The 21,062-nt window shown below is 69.9% G+C and carries 18 protein-coding genes; 5 read left to right on the forward strand and 13 right to left on the reverse strand.

The window, feature by feature from the left end; genetic code table 11:
* Nucleotides 1-61: 61 nt before the first annotated feature.
* Nucleotides 62-580 (reverse strand): lytic transglycosylase domain-containing protein, encoded by a 519-nt coding sequence (locus LG391_RS03815; RefSeq protein ID WP_225766585.1) that lies wholly within the window; start codon nucleotides 578-580, stop codon nucleotides 62-64.
* Nucleotides 581-708: 128 nt separating this feature from the next.
* Complete coding sequence (gene hutI, locus LG391_RS03820) at nucleotides 709-1,920, reverse strand: imidazolonepropionase (RefSeq protein WP_225766587.1); 1,212 nt, start codon at nucleotides 1,918-1,920, stop codon at nucleotides 709-711.
* A 68-nt stretch (nucleotides 1,921-1,988) separates the two neighbouring features.
* On the opposite strand from hutI, the gene LG391_RS03825 reads away from it, so the two are divergent.
* Nucleotides 1,989-3,365 (forward strand): formimidoylglutamate deiminase, encoded by a 1,377-nt coding sequence (locus LG391_RS03825; RefSeq protein ID WP_225766589.1) that lies wholly within the window; start codon nucleotides 1,989-1,991, stop codon nucleotides 3,363-3,365.
* A gap of 147 nt (nucleotides 3,366-3,512) precedes the next feature.
* Here the strand turns inward: LG391_RS03825 and LG391_RS03830 are convergent, their stop codons facing one another.
* Nucleotides 3,513-4,562 carry a LysM peptidoglycan-binding domain-containing protein gene (locus LG391_RS03830; protein ID WP_225766590.1) on the reverse strand — a complete coding sequence of 350 codons (1,050 nt, stop codon included), beginning with the start codon at nucleotides 4,560-4,562 and terminating at the stop codon, nucleotides 3,513-3,515.
* Between the two features lie 455 nt (nucleotides 4,563-5,017).
* Between LG391_RS03830 and LG391_RS03835 the strand changes: the two genes are divergently transcribed.
* Together LG391_RS03835 and LG391_RS03840 are read left to right on the forward strand one after the other, a co-directional pair.
* Nucleotides 5,018-5,602: a TIGR00730 family Rossman fold protein gene (locus LG391_RS03835; protein ID WP_225766591.1), complete on the forward strand. Its 585-nt coding sequence runs from the start codon at nucleotides 5,018-5,020 to the stop codon at nucleotides 5,600-5,602.
* Between the two features lie 75 nt (nucleotides 5,603-5,677).
* The gene (locus tag LG391_RS03840) at nucleotides 5,678-6,892 is read left to right on the forward strand and encodes an NADP-dependent isocitrate dehydrogenase (RefSeq protein ID WP_225766594.1); all 1,215 of its coding nucleotides are present in this window, start codon (nucleotides 5,678-5,680) and stop codon (nucleotides 6,890-6,892) included.
* Between the two features lie 57 nt (nucleotides 6,893-6,949).
* On the opposite strand, the gene LG391_RS03845 is transcribed toward LG391_RS03840, so the two are convergent.
* The 6 genes from LG391_RS03845 to LG391_RS03870 form a co-directional block, all read right to left on the reverse strand.
* Nucleotides 6,950-7,480 carry a hypothetical protein gene (locus LG391_RS03845; RefSeq protein ID WP_225766596.1) on the reverse strand — a complete coding sequence of 177 codons (531 nt, stop codon included), beginning with the start codon at nucleotides 7,478-7,480 and terminating at the stop codon, nucleotides 6,950-6,952.
* A gap of 67 nt (nucleotides 7,481-7,547) precedes the next feature.
* A complete protein-coding gene (locus tag LG391_RS03850) occupies nucleotides 7,548-8,081 on the reverse strand; it encodes a hypothetical protein (RefSeq protein WP_225766598.1) in 534 nt (177 codons plus the stop codon).
* A 76-nt stretch (nucleotides 8,082-8,157) separates the two neighbouring features.
* Complete coding sequence (locus LG391_RS03855; protein ID WP_225766600.1) at nucleotides 8,158-8,631, reverse strand: hypothetical protein; 474 nt, start codon at nucleotides 8,629-8,631, stop codon at nucleotides 8,158-8,160.
* A gap of 138 nt (nucleotides 8,632-8,769) precedes the next feature.
* Entirely contained in the window at nucleotides 8,770-9,222 is a 453-nt protein-coding gene (locus LG391_RS03860) for a GcrA family cell cycle regulator (protein ID WP_225766602.1), read from the reverse strand.
* A gap of 112 nt (nucleotides 9,223-9,334) precedes the next feature.
* On the reverse strand, nucleotides 9,335-11,977 hold the full coding sequence (gene alaS, locus LG391_RS03865) for an alanine--tRNA ligase (RefSeq protein ID WP_225766604.1): 2,643 nt from the start codon (nucleotides 11,975-11,977) through the stop codon (nucleotides 9,335-9,337).
* A 386-nt stretch (nucleotides 11,978-12,363) separates the two neighbouring features.
* Nucleotides 12,364-13,161: a hypothetical protein gene (locus tag LG391_RS03870; protein ID WP_225766606.1), complete on the reverse strand. Its 798-nt coding sequence runs from the start codon at nucleotides 13,159-13,161 to the stop codon at nucleotides 12,364-12,366.
* A 257-nt stretch (nucleotides 13,162-13,418) separates the two neighbouring features.
* On the opposite strand from LG391_RS03870, the gene LG391_RS03875 reads away from it, so the two are divergent.
* Nucleotides 13,419-14,273, forward strand: a complete 855-nt coding sequence (locus LG391_RS03875) for an alpha/beta fold hydrolase (protein WP_225766608.1) — start codon at nucleotides 13,419-13,421, stop codon at nucleotides 14,271-14,273.
* Between the two features lie 121 nt (nucleotides 14,274-14,394).
* Here the strand turns inward: LG391_RS03875 and LG391_RS03880 are convergent, their stop codons facing one another.
* The 4 genes from LG391_RS03880 to LG391_RS03895 all read right to left on the reverse strand — a co-directional run bounded on the left by LG391_RS03880 (nucleotide 14,395) and on the right by LG391_RS03895 (nucleotide 20,152).
* Nucleotides 14,395-14,904, reverse strand: a complete 510-nt coding sequence (locus LG391_RS03880) for a hypothetical protein (protein WP_225766610.1) — start codon at nucleotides 14,902-14,904, stop codon at nucleotides 14,395-14,397.
* The gene (locus LG391_RS03885) at nucleotides 14,901-15,452 is read right to left on the reverse strand and encodes a 2OG-Fe(II) oxygenase (RefSeq protein WP_225766612.1); all 552 of its coding nucleotides are present in this window, start codon (nucleotides 15,450-15,452) and stop codon (nucleotides 14,901-14,903) included. The genes LG391_RS03880 and LG391_RS03885 overlap by 4 nt, the downstream gene beginning before the upstream one ends.
* Before the next feature lie 9 nt (nucleotides 15,453-15,461).
* On the reverse strand, nucleotides 15,462-17,120 hold the full coding sequence (locus LG391_RS03890) for an NAD+ synthase (RefSeq protein ID WP_225766614.1): 1,659 nt from the start codon (nucleotides 17,118-17,120) through the stop codon (nucleotides 15,462-15,464).
* A 113-nt stretch (nucleotides 17,121-17,233) separates the two neighbouring features.
* The gene (locus LG391_RS03895; RefSeq protein WP_225766616.1) at nucleotides 17,234-20,152 is read right to left on the reverse strand and encodes a DUF4781 domain-containing protein; all 2,919 of its coding nucleotides are present in this window, start codon (nucleotides 20,150-20,152) and stop codon (nucleotides 17,234-17,236) included.
* Nucleotides 20,153-20,398: 246 nt separating this feature from the next.
* On the opposite strand from LG391_RS03895, the gene LG391_RS03900 reads away from it, so the two are divergent.
* Nucleotides 20,399-21,007 carry a LysE family translocator gene (locus LG391_RS03900; RefSeq protein WP_225766618.1) on the forward strand — a complete coding sequence of 203 codons (609 nt, stop codon included), beginning with the start codon at nucleotides 20,399-20,401 and terminating at the stop codon, nucleotides 21,005-21,007.
* Nucleotides 21,008-21,062: the final 55 nt, after the last annotated feature.

The raw sequence follows: 21,062 nt of genomic DNA on the forward strand, positions 1-21,062 counted from the left end.
AATATCCCCTCTTCTGGACGATCTGGCGGACAAAGAAAACCGGAATTCACCCCTGGACCTCTCAACCGGATACACAGACTTCGATCGGCCTTTCCCCCTGGCCGCGGATCTTCTTCAGCCGTTCCAGGACCCGGCAGGCATAGGCGAACTGCCGATCCGGGTTGCTCGAATGATAATGCGCGATCGCTTCCAGCCAGTTTCCATACTGGTTGAACAAACGCCGCAGGAAATACGCGCCGTAGATCACATTGTATTGTGGCTGAAAGATGAGCGTGTAGTCCGGCAGCGTCTGCTTGTGATAGCGTAGCGAAATCTGCATGCAGCCGACGTCGATATTTGGGCTTTCGCCGCCGCCATTCTCCTCGATCGCGGCCTTCATGGCGGCCAGGCTGCTCGGGAACATCGGCGTGCCGCCGACATTGAGGGCCCAGGGATAGGGATCGCCCTTGCCGCCCGATTCGGTCTGCGCGATCGCCAGCAGCATGCCGCGCGGAATGCCGAAGGCGCCCTCCATCGCCAGGATATAGGGCGTGCAGCTCTCCTCTGCCCGCGCCGCCGCGGCCAAGCCGAGCAGGAGCACCGCGAGCCCCGCGATCCGACCGAATCCCCTCACCAACGCAACCGGCTTCCCCCGCCAATCGATGCAAGGCTTCTAGCACAGAGCATCGAGTCGGCAGAATACCGGCGTATCGGAGGACTGCCGCCGCATCAGACCGGCCGGCCGGCGCGGATGATCGCGCGGCACGGGTTGTAGGCGATGCGGTAGGACAGCTCGGCCGGATCGGCCACGTCCCAGAACACCAGGTCGGCCGCAAGCCCCGGCGCCAGCCGGCCGCATTCCCCGGCCAGGCCCAGCGCCCGCGCGGCGTTGCGGGTGACGCCCGCCAGCGCCTCCTCCGGCGTCAGGCGGAACAGGGTGCAGCCCATGTTCAGCATCAGCAGCAGCGAGGTCGCGGGCGAGGTGCCGGGATTGTTGTCGGTGGCCAGCGCCATCGGCACGCCATGCCGCCGGAACGCCGCCACCGGCGGCAGCTGCGCTTCGCGCAGGAAATAGAAGGCGCCGGGCAGCAGCACCGCGACGGTGCCGGCCCGCCCCATCTCCTTCGCCCCCGATTCGCTGGTATATTCGAGATGGTCCGCCGACAGCGCGCCGAACCGGGCCGCCAGCGCGGCACCGTCCTGATCCGAGAGCTGGTCGGCATGCAGCTTCACCGGCAGATCGAGCGCCCGGGCGGCGCGGAACACGCGCTCCACCTGCGCCGGCGAGAAGGCGATCCTCTCGCCGAAGGCATCGACCGCATCGGCGAGGCCGTCCCGTGCGATCGCCGGCAGCATCTCCTCGACCACGCGGTCGAGATAGCGGTCGGGCCGGTCGCGGTCCTCCGGCGGCACGGCGTGGGCGCCGAGGAAGCTTCGCCGGACCCGGATCCCGGCCTCCTGCCCCAGCCGGCCGGCGACGCGCAGCATCTTCGCCTCGGTCGCGAGGTCCAGCCCGTAGCCGGACTTGATCTCGACGGTGGTGACGCCCTCGGCCGCCAGGGCGTCGAGCCGCCTGCGTGCCGACGCCAGCAGCTCGTCCTCGCTGGCGGCGCGGGTGGCCGCGACGGTCGAGACGATGCCGCCGCCGGCGCGCGCGATCTCCTCATAGCTGGCGCCGTGCAGCCGCATCGCGAATTCGCGGGCCCGGTCGCCGCCATGGACCAGATGGGTGTGGCAGTCGATCAGCCCGGGCGTGACCCACGAGCCGCCGGCGTCCTCCACGGCCGCGGCCAGCCGATCCGGCGCGCCGGGCAGGTCCTCCTGCCGTCCGACCCAGGCGATCCGGTCGCCCTCGATCGCGATCGCGCCCTCGGGAATGGTGCCATAGCCCTCCCCGTCCATGGTCGCCAGCCGCGCATTGATCCACAGGCGGTCCCACATCCCTCTTTCCCTTCGGCAATCCGGGTCTATTCTGCCGCACCGCGTTTCATCTCACGGGATGCCGCCTCTTGACCACGCGCTATTTCGCCGAGACCGCCCTGCTGGCCGACGGCTGGGCCGATGACGTCCTGATCGAGGTCGACGCCGGGGGCGACATCGTTCGCGTCTCGGCCGGGGCGGCGCGAGGGGATGCGGAGCCGGTCGCGGGCGTCGTCCTGCCGGGCATGGCCAACTTGCACAGCCACGCCTTCCAGCGCGCCATGGCCGGCCTGGCCGAGACCGCGTCGGGTCCCGGCGACGATTTCTGGAGCTGGCGCGAGCAGATGTACCGCTTCGTCCGCGTGCTCGACCCCGCCCAGGTCGAGGCGGTGGCCGCCCAGCTGTATGTCGAGATGCTGAAGGCCGGCTACACCTGCGTGGCCGAATTCCACTACCTGCACCACCAGCCGGACGGCACCCCCTATGCCGACCGGGCGGAGCTGTCGCGCCGGGTGATCGCGGCGGCGAAGGCGACCGGCATCGGCATCGCCCACCTGCCGGTGCTCTACGCCACCGGCGGCTTCGGCGGGCAGAAGGCCGGCGAGGGGCAGCGCCGCTTCCTGAACGACGTCGACGGCATCCTCGACATCATCGGCCGGCTGCGCGCCGACCATGCCGGCGACCCGGATGTCCGCATCGGCGTCGCCCCGCATTCGCTGCGCGCGGTGCCGCCCGAGATGCTGGCGGCGGCGGTGTCGGGGATGACCTCGGCCGATCCGGCGGCGCCGATCCACATCCACATTGCCGAGCAGGTCAAGGAAGTCGAGCAATGCCTGGCCTGGAGCGGGGCCCGACCGGTCGAATGGCTGCTCGGCCACGCCGCGGTCGACAACCGCTGGTGCCTGGTCCATGCCACCCACCTGACCGAAGCCGAGACCGCGGATCTCGCGGCCAGCGGCGCGGTCGCCGGGTTGTGCCCGACCACCGAGGCCAATCTCGGCGACGGGCTGTTCCCCCTCGCCCCGTATCTCGCCGCCGGCGGCGCGCTCGGCATCGGTTCGGACAGCCACATCTCGGTCGGGGTGATCGAGGAGCTGCGCTGGCTGGAATACGGCCAGCGCTTGGCCCACCGGAGGCGCGCTGTCGCCGCCGGGCCGGACCGGCCTTCGGTCGGCGCCACGCTGTTCCAGGCCGCGATCGACGGCGGCGCCCGCTCGGTCGGCCGCGCCACCGGCCGGATCGAGGCCGGCGCACGAGCCGATCTCGTCGTGCTCGACCGCGACCATCCGGCGCTGATCGGTCGCCGCGGCGATGCCTTGCTCGACAGCTTCGTCTTCGCCGGCAACGACCCGCCGATCCGCCACGTCATGGCCGGCGGCCGCTGGCGTGTCCGCGACGGCCGCCATGCCGACGAAGCCGCGGTGGCGGCGCGCTACCGGACGGTGATGGCGGCGCTGCTGGCGTGACGGCAAAAAAGAGGCCCCGGAAGACCGGGGCCCGCGAGGCGAACAGGGAGGCTTGCTCGAGCGGGAGACGCTATCGAGCTGCCCCCACCCTACTCTGCTCCGCAGCCGTCCGCTGTGACGGACGTCACGCGACACGGCGTTCCACCGTCAGCCGGGAGCCGCCGAGGCCGGAGCCGCCGGCGTCGTGAAGACCTGCCCGGGATAGATCAGGTCGGGATCACGGATCTGCTCCTGGTTGGCCTGGTAGATCACGGTGTAGCGCAGCCCTTCGCCATAGACCCGGCGGGCGATCCGCCACAGGCTGTTGCCGGGCTGGACCACGACCCGCCCCTCGGCCACCGCGATCTCGGCCGGCGCCGCCCGCTGGAACGGGGTCTCGGCCCGCGCCGTCACCTTGCCCGCGGCGTCGAGCAGGTCGGCCCGCAGGCGGTAGATGCCCGGCGCGATCCTTCCCTCGGCTTGTATCCGGAACAGGCCCTTGCCGTCGGTCCGGCCCTCGCCGATCGGCCGATTGTCGAGATAGAGCCGGACGGTGGCATCGGCCTTGCCGCGACCGCTGACGATGACGGTGCCGCCCTCGCCATAGTCGATGACGTCGATCGACAGCGCGCCGCCGGCCCCGCCCGGCGCCGCAGCAGCGGGCCTCGGCGTCGACAGCGGGGCCTGCAGCACGGTCGAGGCGCCCTGCCCCTGCTGCGGCGTCAACAGCACCAGAGGGCTGCTGCCGCTGCCGGCGGCCGGCCGGCCGGCGATGTCGCGACCGCGTTCCGGCACCACCACCGTGGCGACCTCGCCCGAGGCGGTGCTGCCGTCGGCCAGACGCAGCGACAGCTGATGGTCGCCGGCCGCGATCGGCGCGTCCGAGACGAAGACCCAGTTGCCGGAGCTATCGGCCTGGGCCGACCCGATCTGCCGGTCGCCGTCCATCAGCAGGATGCGGGCCCCGGCCGGGCCGCGCCCGGCGATGGTGACGCCGCCGTCCGAATTCACCCGGATCGCGTCGAAGCCCAGAGCCGCCGACGGCTCTGGCGTGGCCGGCCCGGCGGCAGCGGGCTGGGCCGGAACCTGCGACTGGATCGAGGCCTGCGGCTCGGCCGGGGCTTGCGGCGGCTGGGTCGAAGCCTGCGGTTGGGTTGGAGGCTGAGGCGGCTGGGCCGGGGCCTGGGATGTGTCCTCCTGGCGCGTATCCGGTGCCAAGGCGACCGCGGCCGGCGCACCGGCGATCTTGGCTGGTTCCTCAAACCCGCTGCCCAGGACCCGCGGCGACGGCGGCGCGACGGGAGCCGCAGGCTCCGGGACGGCAGGCTTCGGCACTGCCGCGGGCGCCGACGGCTTCGGCTCGGCGGCCACGGGCGGAGTGGCCGGAGCAGCGGCCGTCGCCACGCTCGGCGGGGCCGCATCCCGGCGGGGCTGCCCGGTGTATTCGACCACGGCGAGGATAGCCGCAAGCACAGCGACCGCAATGCCGCCGATCAACAGGAGTTTTTTCAACGTCAGAACCGCCCCGAAATTATTCGCGCCACGTTATCCGCGCAGTCATCGACTCGCAACAAACCGCTGCTGCGGCCGCATCGAAACTTGCCCCGAAGTCGATCCCTTCCTAATGTCGCGCGCCGGCCGTGCCGGCCCCGTATCCACCTCCGTGCGATCTCATGGCCGACATCCGTTCCCTCTGCGTCTATTGCGGCTCCTCCTCCCGCGTCGACGAGCGTTACAAATCCGCCGCCGCCAACCTCGGCGCCCTGATCGCCGCCCGCGGCCTGCAGCTGGTCTATGGCGGCGGCCGGGTCGGGCTGATGGGCATCGTCGCCGACGCCGCGCTCGGCGCCGGGGGCAAGGTCGTCGGCATCATCCCCGAGCACATCCAGGCGCTGGAGGTCGAGCACACCGGCCTGACCGAGTTGCACGTCGTCGACAGCATGCACACCCGCAAGCGGATGATGTTCGACCGCTCCGATGCCTTCGTCGTGTTGCCGGGCGGCCTGGGCACGCTGGACGAGACCTTCGAGATGCTGACCTGGCGGCAGCTCAAGCTGCACGACAAGCCGGTCGTCTTCGTCGACATCGACGGCTACTGGCGCCCGTTCCTGCGCCTGGTCGACCACATGGTCGCCCAGGGCTTCTGCCGGAAGGAGCATCGCGACCTGTTCCAGGTGGTCGAGACGGTCGAGGAGGTGTTCGGCGCCATCGCCGCGCCGCAGCCGGTCGCCGGCCGCGCCAGCGACAAATGGGTGTAGCCCCCGCGCCTTTCGTCCCCTGCGGCCGGGTGCTATAAGCCCGACCATTCCTGTCCGAAGCGGAAAGATCCCGACATGGCCAAGATCAAGGTCAAGACCCCGGTCGTCGAGCTCGACGGCGACGAGATGACGCGCATCATCTGGCAGTTCATCAAGGACAAGCTGATCCTGCCGTATCTCGACATCGATCTCCGCTACTACGATCTCGGGATCGAGTACCGCGACCAGACCGACGACCAGGTGACGATCGACGCGGCCGAGGCGATCAAGCAGTTCGGCGTCGGCGTGAAATGCGCCACCATCACCCCGGACGAGGCCCGGGTGAAGGAGTTCAACCTCAAGAAGATGTGGAAGTCGCCGAACGGGACGATCCGCAACATCGTCGGCGGCACCATCTTCCGCGAACCGATCATCTGCCGCAACGTGCCGCGCCTGGTGCCCGGATGGCGCAAGCCGATCGTGGTCGGCCGCCACGCCTTCGGCGACCAGTACCGCGCCACCGATCTGAAGGTCCCCGGCCCGGGCACCCTGACCATGACCTACACCCCGGCCGACGGCAGCCAGCCGGTCGAGCTCGAGGTGTTCAAGTTCCCGGGCGCGGGCGTCGCTCTCAGCATGTACAACCTGGACGAATCCATCCGCGGCTTCGCCCAGTCGTCGCTGAACTACGGCCTGCTGCGCAACATGCCGGTCTACCTGTCGACCAAGAACACCATCCTCAAGGGGTATGACGGGCGGTTCAAGGACATCTTCCAGGAGGTCTACGACGCCGAGTTCAAGGACCGGTTCCAGAAGGCCGGCCTGGTCTACGAGCATCGCCTGATCGACGACATGGTCGCCTCGGCCCTGAAGTGGGAGGGCGGCTTCGTCTGGGCCTGCAAGAACTACGACGGCGACGTGCAGTCGGATTCGGTGGCGCAGGGCTTCGGCTCTCTCGGCCTGATGACCTCGGTGCTGCTGACCCCCGACGGCAAGACGGTCGAGGCCGAGGCGGCGCACGGCACGGTGACCCGCCACTACCGCGAGCACCAGAAGGGCCGCGCCACCTCGACCAACCCGATCGCCTCGATCTTCGCCTGGACCCAGGGCCTGACCTACCGCGCCCGCTTCGACGAGACCCCCGAGCTGCTGCGCTTCGCCCAGACGCTCGAGAAGGTCTGCGTCGAGACGGTCGAGGCCGGCCAGATGACCAAGGACCTCGCCATCCTGATCGGGCCGGATCAGCCCTGGATGACCACCGAGCAGTTCCTGGACAAGCTGGACCAGAACCTGCAGGCGGCGATCGGCTGACGTCTGCCACCCACAGCCGAAGCGACGAAGGGCCGGCTCGTGCCGGCCCTTCTGCCGTCAGGGGCCGATCACGTTGTCGATCGACAGCCCCTGCAGCACGGCCATCAGCGGCACCTCGCCCCCGACCCCGCAGACCACGCCCTGGATCAGATGGTTTGCGCGCTGCAGGTCGAAGACGCCGCAGCGCTCATCGGCGCCGGTCAGGGTGATGATCCGGTACTGAGCGCGATATCCGTTCACGCTCGTGCTGTCTCCCCGCACCACGGTGAATGCGGTCGCCTTCAAGGCCCTCTGGACCCACTGGGAGAGCGAGGCGATGCGGTCGGAATCCCGCCAGCGATAGCCGCCGGGCAGCCGCGCCCATTCGACATGGGCGAAGAGTTGCCGCGTCGAGAATGCCGCGCTGTCCGTGCGGACGGTGCCGCTGCCCTCCGAGGCCATATCTTCCGTATGCTTCGCATCCTTGGCGGCGACGCCGGCGAACGGTCCCGAGACGAAGCGGATCGGCGACTCCTCGGCCCATGCGGGCCACGACGCCGCCGCGAGGACAAGAAGCCCTGCGGCGCACCGCATCACGCGATTGAACATGATTCCCCCTCCATTGGATTGATTGAGCGGCCACTGAAGCGCTCTGCCTGTTTCGGTCGCCGGCCGCTCAGGGCCCGATCACGCCGTTGATCGAGATGCCCTCCATGACGTCCTGAACCCGGAAGGCGCGGGCGGCCGGAGCGCAGGCGAAGCCCTGGATCAGGTGGCTCGTGCGCGTCATCGCGAAGACGCCGCAGCGGCGGTCGATGCCGATCAGGCTGATCTTCCGGTACTGCGCGGCATAGCCATTCACCGTGATCCCATCGCTTTCCAGGATGGTGAAGCCGGTGACGTCGAAGATGTCCTTCACCTCGTTCGACAAGGAACCGACATCGTTGTCCCGCCAGCGGTAGTGGCCGCCCAGGCGCGACCAGTCGACCCAGGCGAGCATCGGGCCGGATTTGAACACCGCACTGTCCGACTTCACCGCACCGAAGGCCGAGTGGGCGAGAGACTCCTCCTTGTGCTTGACGTTCTCCGCCGCCGCGCCTTGCAACGGGCCCGAGACGAAGCTGATCGGAGACTCCTCGGCCAATGCCGGCCAGGACAACACGGTCGCGGCGATCGCGCCCGCGGCACACCGTATCGCTCGATTGAACATGATTCCCCCCTCCGCCCGTGATCGCACCGGTGCGGGCCGTCCGGGCCAACGGCTGCGCCCCGTACGGTCCTGCCTTTCAGGGGCCGATCACCCCGTCGATCGACAGCCCCTCCAGGATCGTGAGGATCGGCACGGCCCGGTCTTCCCTGCGGCAGGCGAAACCGACGATGCTGTTCATCGCCCGCTGCAGCGTGAACACGCCGCAGCGCCGCGGCGGACCGGCAAGGCGGACATCCCGATATTGCGTCTTGAATCCGTTGACCGTGTCACGATCACCGGACAGGACGGTCACGCTGGTCGCGTCGAAGGCCTGGCGGACGTTCTCCGTCAACCCGTTCAGGCCCGTGTCCTGCCAGACGTAGTTGCCGCCCAGCCGGGCCCAGCTGACATAGGCCACCATGCCGTTGCTGCGGAACACCGCGGATTCGCCGATGCGGGTTCCGCGCTCCGCCAGATTGTTGTCCTCGTCGCGCCTGACATCTTCGGCCGCAGCTCCGGCGAACGGTCCGGACACAAAGGAGATCACCGAGTCTTCGGCCCGTGCCGGCAAGCAAAACGCCGCCAGGGCGAACAGCCCGGCGGCGCAGGATGAAATGCCTCGCTTCATCAAATTCCCCCGAATATCCGGGAGGAATTAATGCCGGAGCTGCGGCCGGTTGGCGAGAAGATTCGTCAAATCACCGACAACTCACGCCCGCAGGATGGCGCGGTCCTCGTCTCGCCGCTTGCCGGGCGGCTGGTAGGCGATCGCGGCGTGCTCGGCGCAGTACGGCAGGTTGCCGTGGGCGGCCTTGCCGCAGAAGTGGAAGTCCTTGTCGCGCGGATCGCCGATCGGCCATTTGCACATCCGCTCGGTCAGGTTGAGGATCGTGGCGCCGCCCGACTTGCGCTCCGGCACCGGCTTGGCCGGCACCTTCTCCACCGCCGGCGGAGCTTCGGCGGCGGCGGTGACCGCGACCTCCTCCTCCTCATCCTCCTTGCGCTTGATCGGCGACGGCCGGCCGGACAGCTCCAGCCGATGCGCCTTGCCGATCACCGCGTTGCGAGAGACGCCCCCCAGGATCTCGGCGATCTCGCTTGCGCTCTTCCCGTTTCCCCAGAGCTGGCGCAGCTGCGCCACCCTTTCTTCGGTCCAAGACATCCGCTTCTCCCAAGATCACGCGCATCGACTGCGCGTACCACATATTGCGGCTTCGTCCACGGACGCTACCACATCCGGGACAGCCGCGACAGATCCTTTCAAGCCCCTCCGGTCAGGCGGCGAGCGCCGCCTCGACCGCTGCCAGTGCCTGGTCGGCACGGGCCGCATCCGGCCCGCCCGCCTGCGCCATGTCCGGGCGACCCCCACCGCCCTTGCCGCCGGCCGCCTCGGCCGCGGCGCGCACCAGCGCCACCGCGTCGAACCGCCCGGTCAGGTCCTCGGTCACGCCGATGCAGACCGACAGCTTGCCCTCGGCCCGGCCGACCAGCGCGACCACGCCGGAGCCGAGCTGCTGCTTCAGCGCGTCGGCCATCGGCTTCAATTCGCGCGCCGGCAGGTCGTCGACGATCCGGCCGGTGAACTTGACCCCGGCGATCTCCTTGACCTCGGGCGCGGCCCCGCCGCTGCCCGCCGTCGCCAGCTTGCGCCGCAGGTCGGAGACCTCGCGCTCCAGCCGCCGCCGCTCCTCGACCAGGGCGGCGAGGCGCGCCGGTAGCTCCTCCGGCGTCCCCTTCAGCGCGCCGGCGGCCTCGGCCAGCAGCGCGTCGCGATGGGCGGCATAGGACACCGCACCTTCGCCGGTCACCGCCTCGATCCGGCGGATGCCGGCGGCGACGGCCCCTTCCGAGACCAGCCGGAAGGCGCCGATGTCGCCGGTGCGGGCGACATGGGTACCGCCACACAGCTCCTGCGAATAGACCCGGTTGCCGTCCTGGCCCATGCCGACGACGCGCACCGTGTCGCCGTATTTCTCGCCGAACAGCGCCATGGCGCCGGCGGCGATCGCGTCCTCCGGCGTCATCAGCCGGGTGGTGACCTCGGCGTTCTCGCGGATCCGGGCGTTGACCTCGGCCTCGACCGCGGCGATGTCCTCGGACGTCAGCGGCCGCGGCTGGCTGATGTCGAAGCGCAGCCGCTCCGGCGCCACCAGCGAGCCCTTCTGGGTGACGTGCTCGCCCAGCCGGCGGCGCAGCGCCGCGTGCAGCAGGTGGGTGGCCGAATGGTTGGCGCGCAGCGCGCTGCGGCGAGCATGGTCGACCTTGAGCTCGACCGCCTCGCCGACCTTCAGCGTGCCGGCTTCGACCGTGCCGATATGGGCCCACAGCACGCCGGCCTGCTTCTGGGTGTCGCGCACCGCGACGGTGACGCCGCCCGGCGCGGTGATGGTGCCGGCGTCGCCCATCTGACCGCCGCTCTCGGCATAGAACGGGGTCTGGTTGACCACGATCACGACCTCGGCGCCCGGACCGGCCTGGTCGACGACCTGGCCGTCGACCACCAGCGCGGTGACGACACCCTCGGCGACCTCGGTATCATAGCCAAGGAATTCAGTGGGTTCGAGTTTTTCCTTCAACTCGAACCACAAGGCGCCGGTGGCCGCCTCGCCCGAGCCGGCCCAGTTCTTCCGGGCCTCGGCGCGCTGCCGCTCCATCGCCGTCTCGAAGCCGGCGGTGTCGACCGTGCGGCCCTGGCCGCGCAGCACGTCCTGGGTCAGGTCGAGCGGGAAGCCGTAGGTGTCGTACAGCTTGAACGCGACGTCGCCCGGCAGGGCCTGGCCGGCGCCGAGGCGGCCGGTCTCGTCCTCCAAGAGGCGCAGGCCGCGGTCGAGGGTCTGCTTGAAGCGGGACTCCTCCAGCTTCAGCGTCTCGGTGATCAGCGCCTCGGCCCGCACCAGCTCGGGATAGGCGGCGCCCATCTGGCGCACGAGCGCCGGCACCAGCCGGTACATCACCGGGTCGCGCGCGCCGATCAGATGGGCATGGCGCATGGCCCGGCGCATGATCCGGCGCAGCACGTAGCCGCGGCCCTCATTCGACGGCATGACACCGTCGGCCATCAGGAACGAGGTGGCGCGGAGATGGTCGGCGATCACCCGGTGGCTGACTTTGTGCGGGCCGTCGGGGTCGCTGTTGGTGGCATCGGCCGAGGCCTCGATCAGGGCCCGCATCAGGTCGATGTCGTAGTTGTCGTGCTTGCCCTGCAGCACGGCGGCCACGCGCTCCAGCCCCGCGCCGGTATCGATCGACGGCCGCGGCAGGTCGACCCGCGTCTCCTTGGTGACCTGCTCGTACTGCATGAAGACCAGGTTCCAGATCTCGATGAACCGGTCGCCATCCTCGTCCGGGCTGCCCGGCGGGCCGCCGGCGATCTCCGGGCCGTGGTCGTAGAAGATCTCCGAGCACGGGCCGCAGGGGCCGGTGTCGCCCATCGCCCAGAAATTGTCCGAGGTCGGGATGCGGATGATCCGGTCGTCCGACAGGCCGGCGATGCGCCGCCACAGCCCGGCCGCCTCGTCGTCGGTGTGGTACACCGTGACCAGCAGCTTGTCCTTCGGCAGGCCGAACTCCTGCGTGATCAGGCGCCAGGCCAGATCGATCGCCCGCTCCTTGAAATAATCGCCGAAGGAGAAGTTCCCCAGCATCTCGAAGAAGGTGTGGTGCCGGGCGGTGTAGCCGACATTCTCGAGATCGTTGTGCTTGCCGCCGGCGCGCACGCATTTCTGCGCCGTGGCCGCGCGCTGGTAGGGGCGCGTCTCCATGCCGGTGAAGACGTTCTTGAACTGCACCATGCCGGCATTGGTGAACAGCAGCGTCGGGTCGTTCCGCGGCACCAGCGGGCTGGACGCAACCACCTCGTGGCCGTTCTCGCCGAAGAAGTCGAGGAAGGTGGAGCGGATGTCGTTGACGGTCTGCATCGCGGATGGTCGGCCTGGGCGTCTTGGGCGGTGCGGCCCCGGAGATCCGGACGGCCGAGCCGACGCTTGTAGCGCGCCGGGGCGACCGCTGTCCAGGAAGGGACGCGGGTGAAACGTTGCCGATGCCATGCACCGCGCGGCCGTGCGGAAGCGGCGGCGGGCGGATTCCCTGGGCTGCGCCGGGGACAGGCCCCGACGCATCTTTTTCGGTGCCGGGCCGGGGTTGGGCCAGCGTTCTCTCCCGCCATCCCTTTCCGTCATGCCCGGGCCTGTCCTCGGGCCGAGCCCGAGGACAGGCATCCAGAAGGGTCACGCCCGGCAACGACAGTGAAGGGAAGCGAGGTCGAGAGTTTGGCGAAGCCGCATCCGGCGCCGATGACGGCCCATCACCCGGTGTCGGGTCCGCAGGGTTTGCCTGGTTCGGGGGGTTCGGGGGGCTCCTCGTAGTCGCCGGCGAAGTCGACGCCGAGGGAGCGGCAGAGGCGGGCGGCGGCCCCGGCCGGCGGCTCGGCGTCGATCAGGGCCCCGGCATCGGGCTCCTGCAGCCGGGCCTCGATCCCGGCCTTGAGGCCGGGCGCCTTGGCAGGATCGATGGCCCCGAGCGTCCGCTTCATCAGTTCGTGCAGCCGGGCCCGGCGCCGCGCCCGGATCTCGCCCGGGCTGCCTGTCGGCGGCGGCGGATAGGGCGGGCCCGACCAGTCGGCCGCCCGGCGGCGCCATTCGTCGGACAGGTCGAGGCCGCAGGCCAGGCCGGTGATCACCGCGCCCACCGGCCGGTCCTCGATCCGGTCCTCCTCGTCCTCGTACAGCGCGTCGAGCCTCTGGTGCAGCATGCCGGTGCGATGGTCGGCCTCGTCGAGCTCCTCGATCGACTGGGCGGGGTCCCAGATCAGGGCGTAGAGGGCCTCGGTGACGTGGTTGCGCTGGCGGGCCCGGCGGACACGCCGGGCGGCCCCGTCGCGGGCGCAGAGGTCGGCGGCGGCGCGGGAGCGGAGGTCGAGCGAGCGCTGCACCGAGCGGGAGAAGCGGCCGAAGGCCATCCCGGCCTCCTGCGCCTCGGCCCGGGCCGCCTGCACAGAAGCTTCGTCGGCCTCGGGCTGGGCGGCCCGGGCCTGCGCTTCAATGGCGCGGGTGCCCTCGGCCTCGGCCAGCTGCATGGCGATTTCGGCCAGGCGGGTGAGCATCCGGACCTGCTGCAGCGCGAGGCTGCGGCAGGTGGCCTGGATGTCGAGATCGGAGTCCGCGCCTGTGTCTATAGAACATATCATGAACGAGGTGCAGGCGGTCAAGCAATGAACATTGCGTTTACGGAAGCCGACGCGGGCGGCGGGGCGGATAGGCACGGAGCCGATCGACAAAAAATTTCCGCCGGCCTCTGTCGGCGCGCGGCGGGGCTGCTTCGTCTTATCGTCAACGTCAACGAAACCGGATGGAGACCACCATGATCCGCACCGTCCTCGCCGCCGCGACCCTGCTCGCCGCCGGCCCCGTCCTCGCCGAAGGCAGCCGGGTCGAGGTCAACGGCATGCAGATGTACTACGAGGTCTCCGGCAGCGGCGACCCGCTGGTCGTGCTGCACGGCGGCTATATGAACATCCCGTCGATGGGCGCGGTCATCCCGAAGCTGGCCGAGACCCGCAAGGTCTATGCCATCGAGTTCCAGGGCCACGGCCGCACCACCGACATCGACCGGCCGATCACCTACCCCGCCCTGGCGGACGACGTGGCCGCCTTCATGGACGCGGTGGAGCTGCCGAAGGCCGACGTGTTCGGCTATTCGATGGGCGCCATCGCCGGGCTGCAGCTGGCCATCCGGCATCCGGACAAGGTGAACAAGCTCGTCGCCGCCTCGGTCGCCTATGACGCCGAGGGCTGGCAGCCGGCGTTCCGGGAGTTCATCCCGCAGATGACGGTGGAGATGTTCGTCGACATGCCGGTGTTCGCCGAGGCGTACCGCAAGCTCGCCGCCAATCCCGACGGCTTCCCCGAGCTGGTCCGCAAGCTGATCGCGCTGGAGAAGGAGCCGATGGCGTGGGAGGCGGAGGTCAAGGCGCTGAAGACGCCGGTGCTGATCATCACCGGTGATGCCGACGTGGCGACGCTGGAGCATTCGGTGGCGCTGTTCCGGCTGCTCGGCGGCGGCGTCATGGGCGACATGGGCAAGCCCCTGCCGGCTTCGCGCCTCGCCGTGCTGCCGGCGACCTCGCACACCGCCGTAATCGGCCAGACCGACCTGCTGCTGGCCGTAATCGAGCCCTTCCTGAAGGGCGAGACGCCGAAGGGGATGTTCGAGTAGGACCGTCGAGCGCAGCCCGTAGGTTGGGTTCTCCCTGGGGCGAACCCAACATCGTGTGGCCGGAGCCATTGTTGGGTTCGCGTGCCGCGAACCCAACCTACAGCTTTCAGAGCGCCGGCAGTCACCCGACGATGGAACGGGCCGGCAGCAGCGCGTCAAGCCGGCCGGCTGTCCGCTCATGCCATTGATGAAGTGGACCCCAATCTTCGGGATGGCGAACATCCCACCATTCGAATCTGGCGAACCCAAAGAGGTCGCCCTGCTCGACGCCGCAACCGGTGCCATCGAGACCGAGGATCCTGACCGTCGGAAATGGAGTGAGCCGGATGACGGCGAGCTCGCCGAGCACCGTCGCAAGCATTTCCGGCCGAAGCGGCGCTTCACAACCATAGGTGACGGGTTGGGGCTTCCCGGAGCGATCGTGCCGATCCCAGACCACGCGGCGGAGAAACAGGCCTGACCGCGCCTCGATGACCGCCCAGGAGCACCAGGGCGCGAAGGACGGATAGCGCCACAGGCGTAGCAACTGACGGGCGCTCCCGTGCTCGATCAGACCCGGATAAGTCTCCGGATGGTCGAGCAACGCTCGGGCCGGCCCATCGTCGGGGGAAGCAGCGGCAACGGTCCTCATATGTGCAGCCGACCAACGGGTCCGTACATCACATCCGAGCGAAGCACATGCTTGACGCCCGCTGTCACCGGCCGCCCCTCATGGAACAGCTCGTGCCGGAACAGCAGCACCATGCCGGTCGACGGCACGACGACCGTCTCGGCGAAGACCGTCTCGCCGCCGGCGAAGTCGTCGTTGAGATAGACCATCAGGGTCAGGCGGCTCTCCTCGCCATTGCCGCGGCGGAACACGCCGTCGACATGACCGCCGAAATACTGAGCGTGGTCATAACGGTAGAAGCGGAACCTCTCGTTGACGCCGATCGCCTGGCGCCCGTCGAGGAAGGGCGGCACGTGCTGCCGCAGCCGTTGCCAGAGATCGGCGGCCAAGGCGGGGTCGTCGCGGATCGCGCGGCTATTGTTGCGTAACCCGGCGTCCCGCACCACGCCCTTGGCGGTGGCGATCGTGGCCGCTTCGTAATCGCCCGCTCCGGCGATCCACCCCTGGCATTCCGCCGGGCTGAAGCAGCCCTGGACCGTGTAGATGCCCGGTGCGACGAGATCGGCCACGGTCTCCTCCTAGATCAGGCTCAGCGTCGAGTTGGTGATCGGGTAGCGGCGGTCGCGGCCGAAGTTGCGGCGGGTCAGCTTCACCCCCGGCGGGGCCTGGCGGCGCTTGTATTCGGCGCGGTCGAGCAGGCGCCACACCCGCGCCACCGTGGCCCGGTCGTGGCCGCGGGCGACGATCTCGTCGACGCCCATCTCCTCCTCCACCAGGCAATTGAGGATGTCGTCCAGCGCGTCGTAGGGCGGCAGCGTGTCCTGGTCGGTCTGGTTCGGCTTCAGCTCGGCGGTCGGCGCCTTGGTGATGATCCGCTCCGGGATCACCCGACCGGCCGGGCCCATCGCCCCCTCCGGATGCACCTGGTTGCGCCAGCGCGACAGCTCGTAGACCGTGGTCTTGTAGACGTCCTTCAGCACCGAATAGCCGCCGCACATATCGCCGTACAACGTCGCGTAACCGACTGACATCTCGGATTTGTTGCCGGTGGTCAGCACCATCTTGCCGAACTTGTTCGACAGCGCCATCAGGGTGACGCCGCGGGCGCGGGACTGGATGTTCTCCTCGGTGATGTCGGGCGTGGTGCCCTCGAACAGCGGCGCCAGCATGGCGTCGAAGGCCTGCATCGCCGGCGCGATCGAGATGCTGTCGAGCCGCACGCCGAGGGCATGGGCGCAGCCGGCCGCGTCGTCCAGGCTGTCCTGGCTGGTGTAGGGCGAGGGCAGCATCACGCAATGGACCCGGTCGGCGCCCAGCGCATCGACCGCCACCGCGGCCGAAAGCGCGGAGTCGATGCCGCCGGAAAGTCCAATCAGAACACCAGGAAAGCGGTTCTTGTTCACGTAATCTCTGAGGCCCAGCATCATCGCGCCGTAGATCGCCTCGACGCCGTCCGGCGGGGCGATGCGCTCGCCCTCGACGCAGTCCCAGCCCTCCTCGCCGCGCACCCATTCGGTGATCGCGACGTGCTCGCGGAACGACGGCAGCTGGCGGCGCAGCGCACCGTTGCGGCCGATGACGAAGGAGGCCCCGTCGAACACCAGCTCGTCCTGGCCGCCGACCTGGTTGAGATAGGCCATGGCCAGGCCGCTCTCGGTCACCCGGTTCAGCACGATCTGCAGCCGCTGCTCGGCCTTGCCGGCCTCGTAGGGGCTGCCGTTCGGCACCAGCAGCAGCTCGGCCCCGGTCTCCTGCAGGCACTCGACCACGTCGGGGGTCCAGATGTCCTCGCAGATCGGCACGCCCAGGCGCACGCCGCGGAACGGGATCGGCCCGGGCATCGGACCGGCGGCGAAGACCCGCTTCTCGTCGAACACGCCGTAGTTGGGCAGGTCGTGCTTGAACCGGGACGCGGCGATCTTGCCGCCGTCGAGCAGCAGCACGGCGTTGTGGATGCGGCCGTTGTCGCGCCAGGGCGTGCCGATCAGCAGCGCCGGGCCCTCGGTGGTCTCGGCCGCCAGCTCGCGCACTCCCTCCTCCACCGCGTCGAGGAAGAACGGCTTCAGCACCAGGTCCTCGGGCGGGTAGCCGCTGACCGCCAGCTCGCTGGCCAGCATGAGGTCGGCGCCGGCCTGACGCGCCTCGTCCCGGGTGCGGCGCAGCTTGTCGATGTTGCCGCGCACGTCGCCGAGCGTCGGGTTCAGTTGGGCGAGGGCGATGACGAGACGATCGGTCATGACAGGGTCCACGGATGAAGGTCGGGGCACCCTAGCAGCCGTCCGCACCGGCTTGAAGGTGCCGCCTTCAACTTAATTCTCATATTGAGAAAATCAAGCCGATCGTGGCGGTCTTACCCGTGCCGGCCGAGCTTCGCCTCGGCCGCATCGATGAATCTGTCGATGACCGCGATGCGCTTCCACGACGGCTCATACCCGAAATAGATCTCCTGCGGGTCGGCGACGACGAAGCTGCCATCCTCCTTCATCAGGAACTGGAGATCCTTGATGTCGATCTTCCGCTCCAACATCGTCGCCTTGATCCGCTGGAGGCTGGACAGGCTGTTCCGATTCAGGCGGGAGGTGTCGACGACCTCCTCGCCGCCGGGGCGGTTCATCATGTCCTTGCTGTTGGCAGCATAGCGGTCGACCAGCAGTGCGGGTTGACCGCCCACCCGCGTCAGCCCCAGCGGCCGGGCGACCGGAAGCCCCGCCTCCTCCAGCCGGTTGAGCATCGCCATCTCCTTGAAGCCGGGCAGGAGATCGCCGTCGCGGATCACGACCACCGCCTTGTCTCCGAAGGCGAAGGCCGTCTTGGACAGGCCGGCCCCGAGCCGCGGCCCAAGGTGATCCTCCACGGACTCGATCCGGTGCCGGGCGCCGTCCGGGTCGACCCGGTAGAGCGTTCGCCCCTCCACCTCGACCGACCAGTCCTGCGTCGACTTGCCGGGCCGGAGCGCCGTCCATCCTCCGGCTTCACGCCGGAGATAGACCGGAGCCTGGGCGGTGTCGGCGAGGCTCTGAGCAAAGCGCCGGTTCCCGGTCGTGGCGTCGGACATATCCAGGACGATCGAGCGGCCCTCGCGGCCGTCATTGTCCATCCGGATCACCTCCTCATGCGGCGACACGGCCGCCCCGTCCGCGAGCACACCTTCCCCGTTCCCGTTCGTCCGCCGGATCTCGACGAAGTGGAGATCGGAGATGCCGACATCCAGCTCCTCGGCCGCCCTGGTCTTCCAGGTCGGCCGCTGCGGCAGCGGCGATGTCGGGTTGAGCGGGACCTGGGGCCCGTCGGCCGAGCCGGGGCTTTCCGCTCCGTCCGTCCCGTCGGCCCGCGGCTGGTCGGCCGACGACGCCCGGCCGGAGCGGCCGACCGCCAGGGTCATGCCGCCCCAGAGGGCGACGCCGAGGCCCATCTCCAGGCGCTGGCCGGGGGAGAGGCCGTCCCAGCCCGTGGCCAGGGTGTAGCCGGTGTTGGCGGCCGCGGCGCCGTCCGCCGCCATCGCCGTGCCGTTGAGGCCGGACCACACCCGGCCCGCCTCCGCCGCCTTGCCGGTCTGCGAGAGGTAGGCCAGCCGGCCGAAGGGCAGGATGCTTGCGCCGCCCGCGACCGTGTTGAACAGCGCCATCCGGTATTCCGGATTGTCCCATTGATCCAGGCCGTGCCCCCGCAGCGCCCCCGCCTCCTCCGCCCCGCGCCAGGCGAACCACGCTCCCGCTCCGGCCACCACCGCCGGCGCCGCGGTGCCGCCCGAGCCCAGCACCATTGCCCCGCCGGCGACGACGCCGCCGAACAGCGCCGCCTTGTCCAGCGCCTCCTCGACATGCTCGCCGAAGCTGTCCGGCGTGCGCGGGGTGGCGGCGCTGTCCAGCACCGCGCGGCCGTCCTTCTCCTGCAGCACGCCGCTGCGCGGATAGGTCATGGCGCCCGGCGGCAGCCGGTTCTCCCGCTTCCAGCTGGCGAAGTCGGCGTAGCGGCCGCCCTGGTTGTCGACGAAGCGCACCGCCCCGTCCTTGCCCGCGACCCGGAACAGCGGCAGCCGCGCCGCTCCGCTCTCGCTGCTGGAGAACTGGATCGGCAGCACCGTGACCTTGCCGTCGGTGCCGCCCTGGCTGCGGATCGCCGAAGCGATCCTGTCGATGGTCCTGCCGTCCTCGCCCTCGTGCCTGAGCCCCAGCGCCCGGGCCACCCGGCTTTCCAGCGCCTCCGCCCCCGCCAGCTCTATGCCGTGGCCCTTGCCGCCGGACGCCTGCAGCGCCTGGTCCGCCGCCGCCTGCGCCATCGGCTTCGCCACCGCCGGCGAGGCCCAGGGGTCGCCGCCCGGCGAGCGCTGCAGCACATCCGCCGTGATCTCGCGGTGCTGCAGCACCAGGCCCAGCAACTGGCCCCGTGCCTCCGGCGTGGTCTTGCCCTGCTGCGGGAAAGGCAGTTGCTCGACCAGCAGCCTGCGGCCCTCCGGCGTCGCCAGGATCCCGCCCAGCCGCTCACCTTCGCCCGGCTGGCCGAGCGCCCTGGCCAGCGCCCGGCCCATGTCCTGCGGCAGCCCCAGCGCCTCGAAATAGGTGCGCTCCCGCGCCTGGGCGAAGGCGCCGAGCGTGAAGGCATCGCGCGCCTCGCCATCCGGCGCATCGGCCATTGCCGACACGGCCGAGGCCAGCGCCCGCGGCTGGTGCGCCAGCATCGCCGCGAAGGCCGAGGCCTGGTCGCGCGACTGCGACCCGACCAGCGCCCGCAGCCCGGCCGCGTCCAGCTTCGCCGTGAAGTCCGGCCGCTCCGGGTCGTAGCCCAGCGCCAGCACCGCCGCCTCGGCATAGACGCGGGCGGTCGTCAGCGCCGGGTCCAGCTTCTCGTCGCCGCGCTTGCCGGCCTGCAGCTCGACCGAGCGCGCCGCCAGACGGTCCGCCACCAGCCGGGCCAGGTCCCGGTTCCCCCGCACCCGCCCGGCCAAGTCCTGCGCCGAGGCCGCGCCATCGCCCTGCCATTTGCGCAGCACCCGGTCGACCAGCCGCGCCTGCTCCGCCGCCGTCAGCTCGCCGAGATCGCTGTCGCCCTTCAGCGCCTTGGCCGCCGTCTCGGCGCCGTCATCCTTCCAGAAGCGCAGCGTGTGGTCCTTGACCCTGTCCCGGACCCATTCGTCGATCTCGCGCGCCCGCGCCGCCGGCACCGGTTTCGCCGCCTTCGCGCGGTCCACCGCCGAGGCGAAGCCCATCTCCGGACCGCGGAGCTGCGGCGCCCGTTCGAACTCCCCGCGACGCAGCGGCGCCAGGCTCATGCCCTTCCCTCCCCGGACCAGATCGTGGCGAAAACACGGCAATGCGGAAGAGGTTCCTAGCGATACGGCATTCCGGTGAAACATGACTTGGAGCCGTGGAGCACGGCAAATTCGCATGGCTCCTCCGCGAGACGACAGGCCTCACGGTCCGGGTAATTATGTTACCTATCGCAACAATATTATCCAACTCGCCGCAGCGGCCCGGGGACGGCCGAGCGGCCTCGCACCCGCTCCCCGAGACCCGCCATGAACTGGCATCTGTACGGCACCTTCCTGGTCACCGCGCTGATCCTGAGCGTCACGCCGGGGCCGGTGAACATCCTGGCGCTGTCGCATGCGCTGGCGCTGGGCTGGGCCCGCACGGTGACGACGGTGGCGGGCGCGACCCTGGCGATCGCCATCCAGGCGGCGCTGGCCGTGGTCGGCATCGGCTCGTTCCTGGCCCTGCTGGGCCAGTGGTTCGACCTGCTGCGCTGGGCCGGCGCCGGCTATCTCGTCTATCTCGGCATCCAGCAGTGGCGGGCCCGCGGCGGCATGGCGATCGAGGCCGGCGGCGCGATCCCGGTCGGGCAACGGTTCTGGAAGGGGTTCCTGATCTCGGCCACCAACCCGAAGACGCTGCTGTTCTTCCCGGCCTTCTTCCCGCAATTCATCGACCCGGCCCTGCCGGCGACGCCGCAGCTGTCCCTGCTGGCCGCCAGCTTCACCGCGATCAGCTTCCTCGGGATCCTCACCAATGCGGTCGCCGCCCATGCGCTGCGGCGCTGGCTGCAGCAGCCGAGCCGCGCCCGGCTGTGCAACCGGCTGTTCGGCGGCGCGCTGGTCGGGATGGGCGCCTCGATGCTGCAGAGCTGAGGCCGATCTCGGTGCAATGCAGCAAAAATCGGACATGAAGCCTTGTTTTCGACAC

Source organism: Inquilinus sp. Marseille-Q2685, from assembly GCF_916619195.1.
Lineage (GTDB): Bacteria > Pseudomonadota > Alphaproteobacteria > DSM-16000 > Inquilinaceae > Inquilinus.

Bases quoted from the DNA above. Each gene is read 5' to 3' on its own strand.
- hutI (WP_225766587.1), bottom strand. From the start codon at position 1,920: ATGTGGGACCGCCTGTGGATCAATGCGCGGCTGGCGACCATGGACGGG.
- LG391_RS03835 (WP_225766591.1), top strand. From the start codon at position 5,018: ATGGCCGACATCCGTTCCCTCTGCGTCTATTGCGGCTCCTCCTCCCGC.
- LG391_RS03840 (WP_225766594.1), top strand. From the start codon at position 5,678: ATGGCCAAGATCAAGGTCAAGACCCCGGTCGTCGAGCTCGACGGCGAC.
- LG391_RS03845 (WP_225766596.1), bottom strand. From the start codon at position 7,480: ATGTTCAATCGCGTGATGCGGTGCGCCGCAGGGCTTCTTGTCCTCGCG.
- LG391_RS03850 (WP_225766598.1), bottom strand. From the start codon at position 8,081: ATGTTCAATCGAGCGATACGGTGTGCCGCGGGCGCGATCGCCGCGACC.
- LG391_RS03860 (WP_225766602.1), bottom strand. From the start codon at position 9,222: ATGTCTTGGACCGAAGAAAGGGTGGCGCAGCTGCGCCAGCTCTGGGGA.
- alaS (WP_225766604.1), bottom strand. From the start codon at position 11,977: ATGCAGACCGTCAACGACATCCGCTCCACCTTCCTCGACTTCTTCGGC.
- LG391_RS03870 (WP_225766606.1), bottom strand. From the start codon at position 13,161: ATGCTCACCCGCCTGGCCGAAATCGCCATGCAGCTGGCCGAGGCCGAG.
- LG391_RS03875 (WP_225766608.1), top strand. From the start codon at position 13,419: ATGATCCGCACCGTCCTCGCCGCCGCGACCCTGCTCGCCGCCGGCCCC.
- LG391_RS03880 (WP_225766610.1), bottom strand. From the start codon at position 14,904: ATGAGGACCGTTGCCGCTGCTTCCCCCGACGATGGGCCGGCCCGAGCG.
- LG391_RS03890 (WP_225766614.1), bottom strand. From the start codon at position 17,120: ATGACCGATCGTCTCGTCATCGCCCTCGCCCAACTGAACCCGACGCTC.
- LG391_RS03895 (WP_225766616.1), bottom strand. From the start codon at position 20,152: ATGAGCCTGGCGCCGCTGCGTCGCGGGGAGTTCGAACGGGCGCCGCAG.
- LG391_RS03900 (WP_225766618.1), top strand. From the start codon at position 20,399: ATGAACTGGCATCTGTACGGCACCTTCCTGGTCACCGCGCTGATCCTG.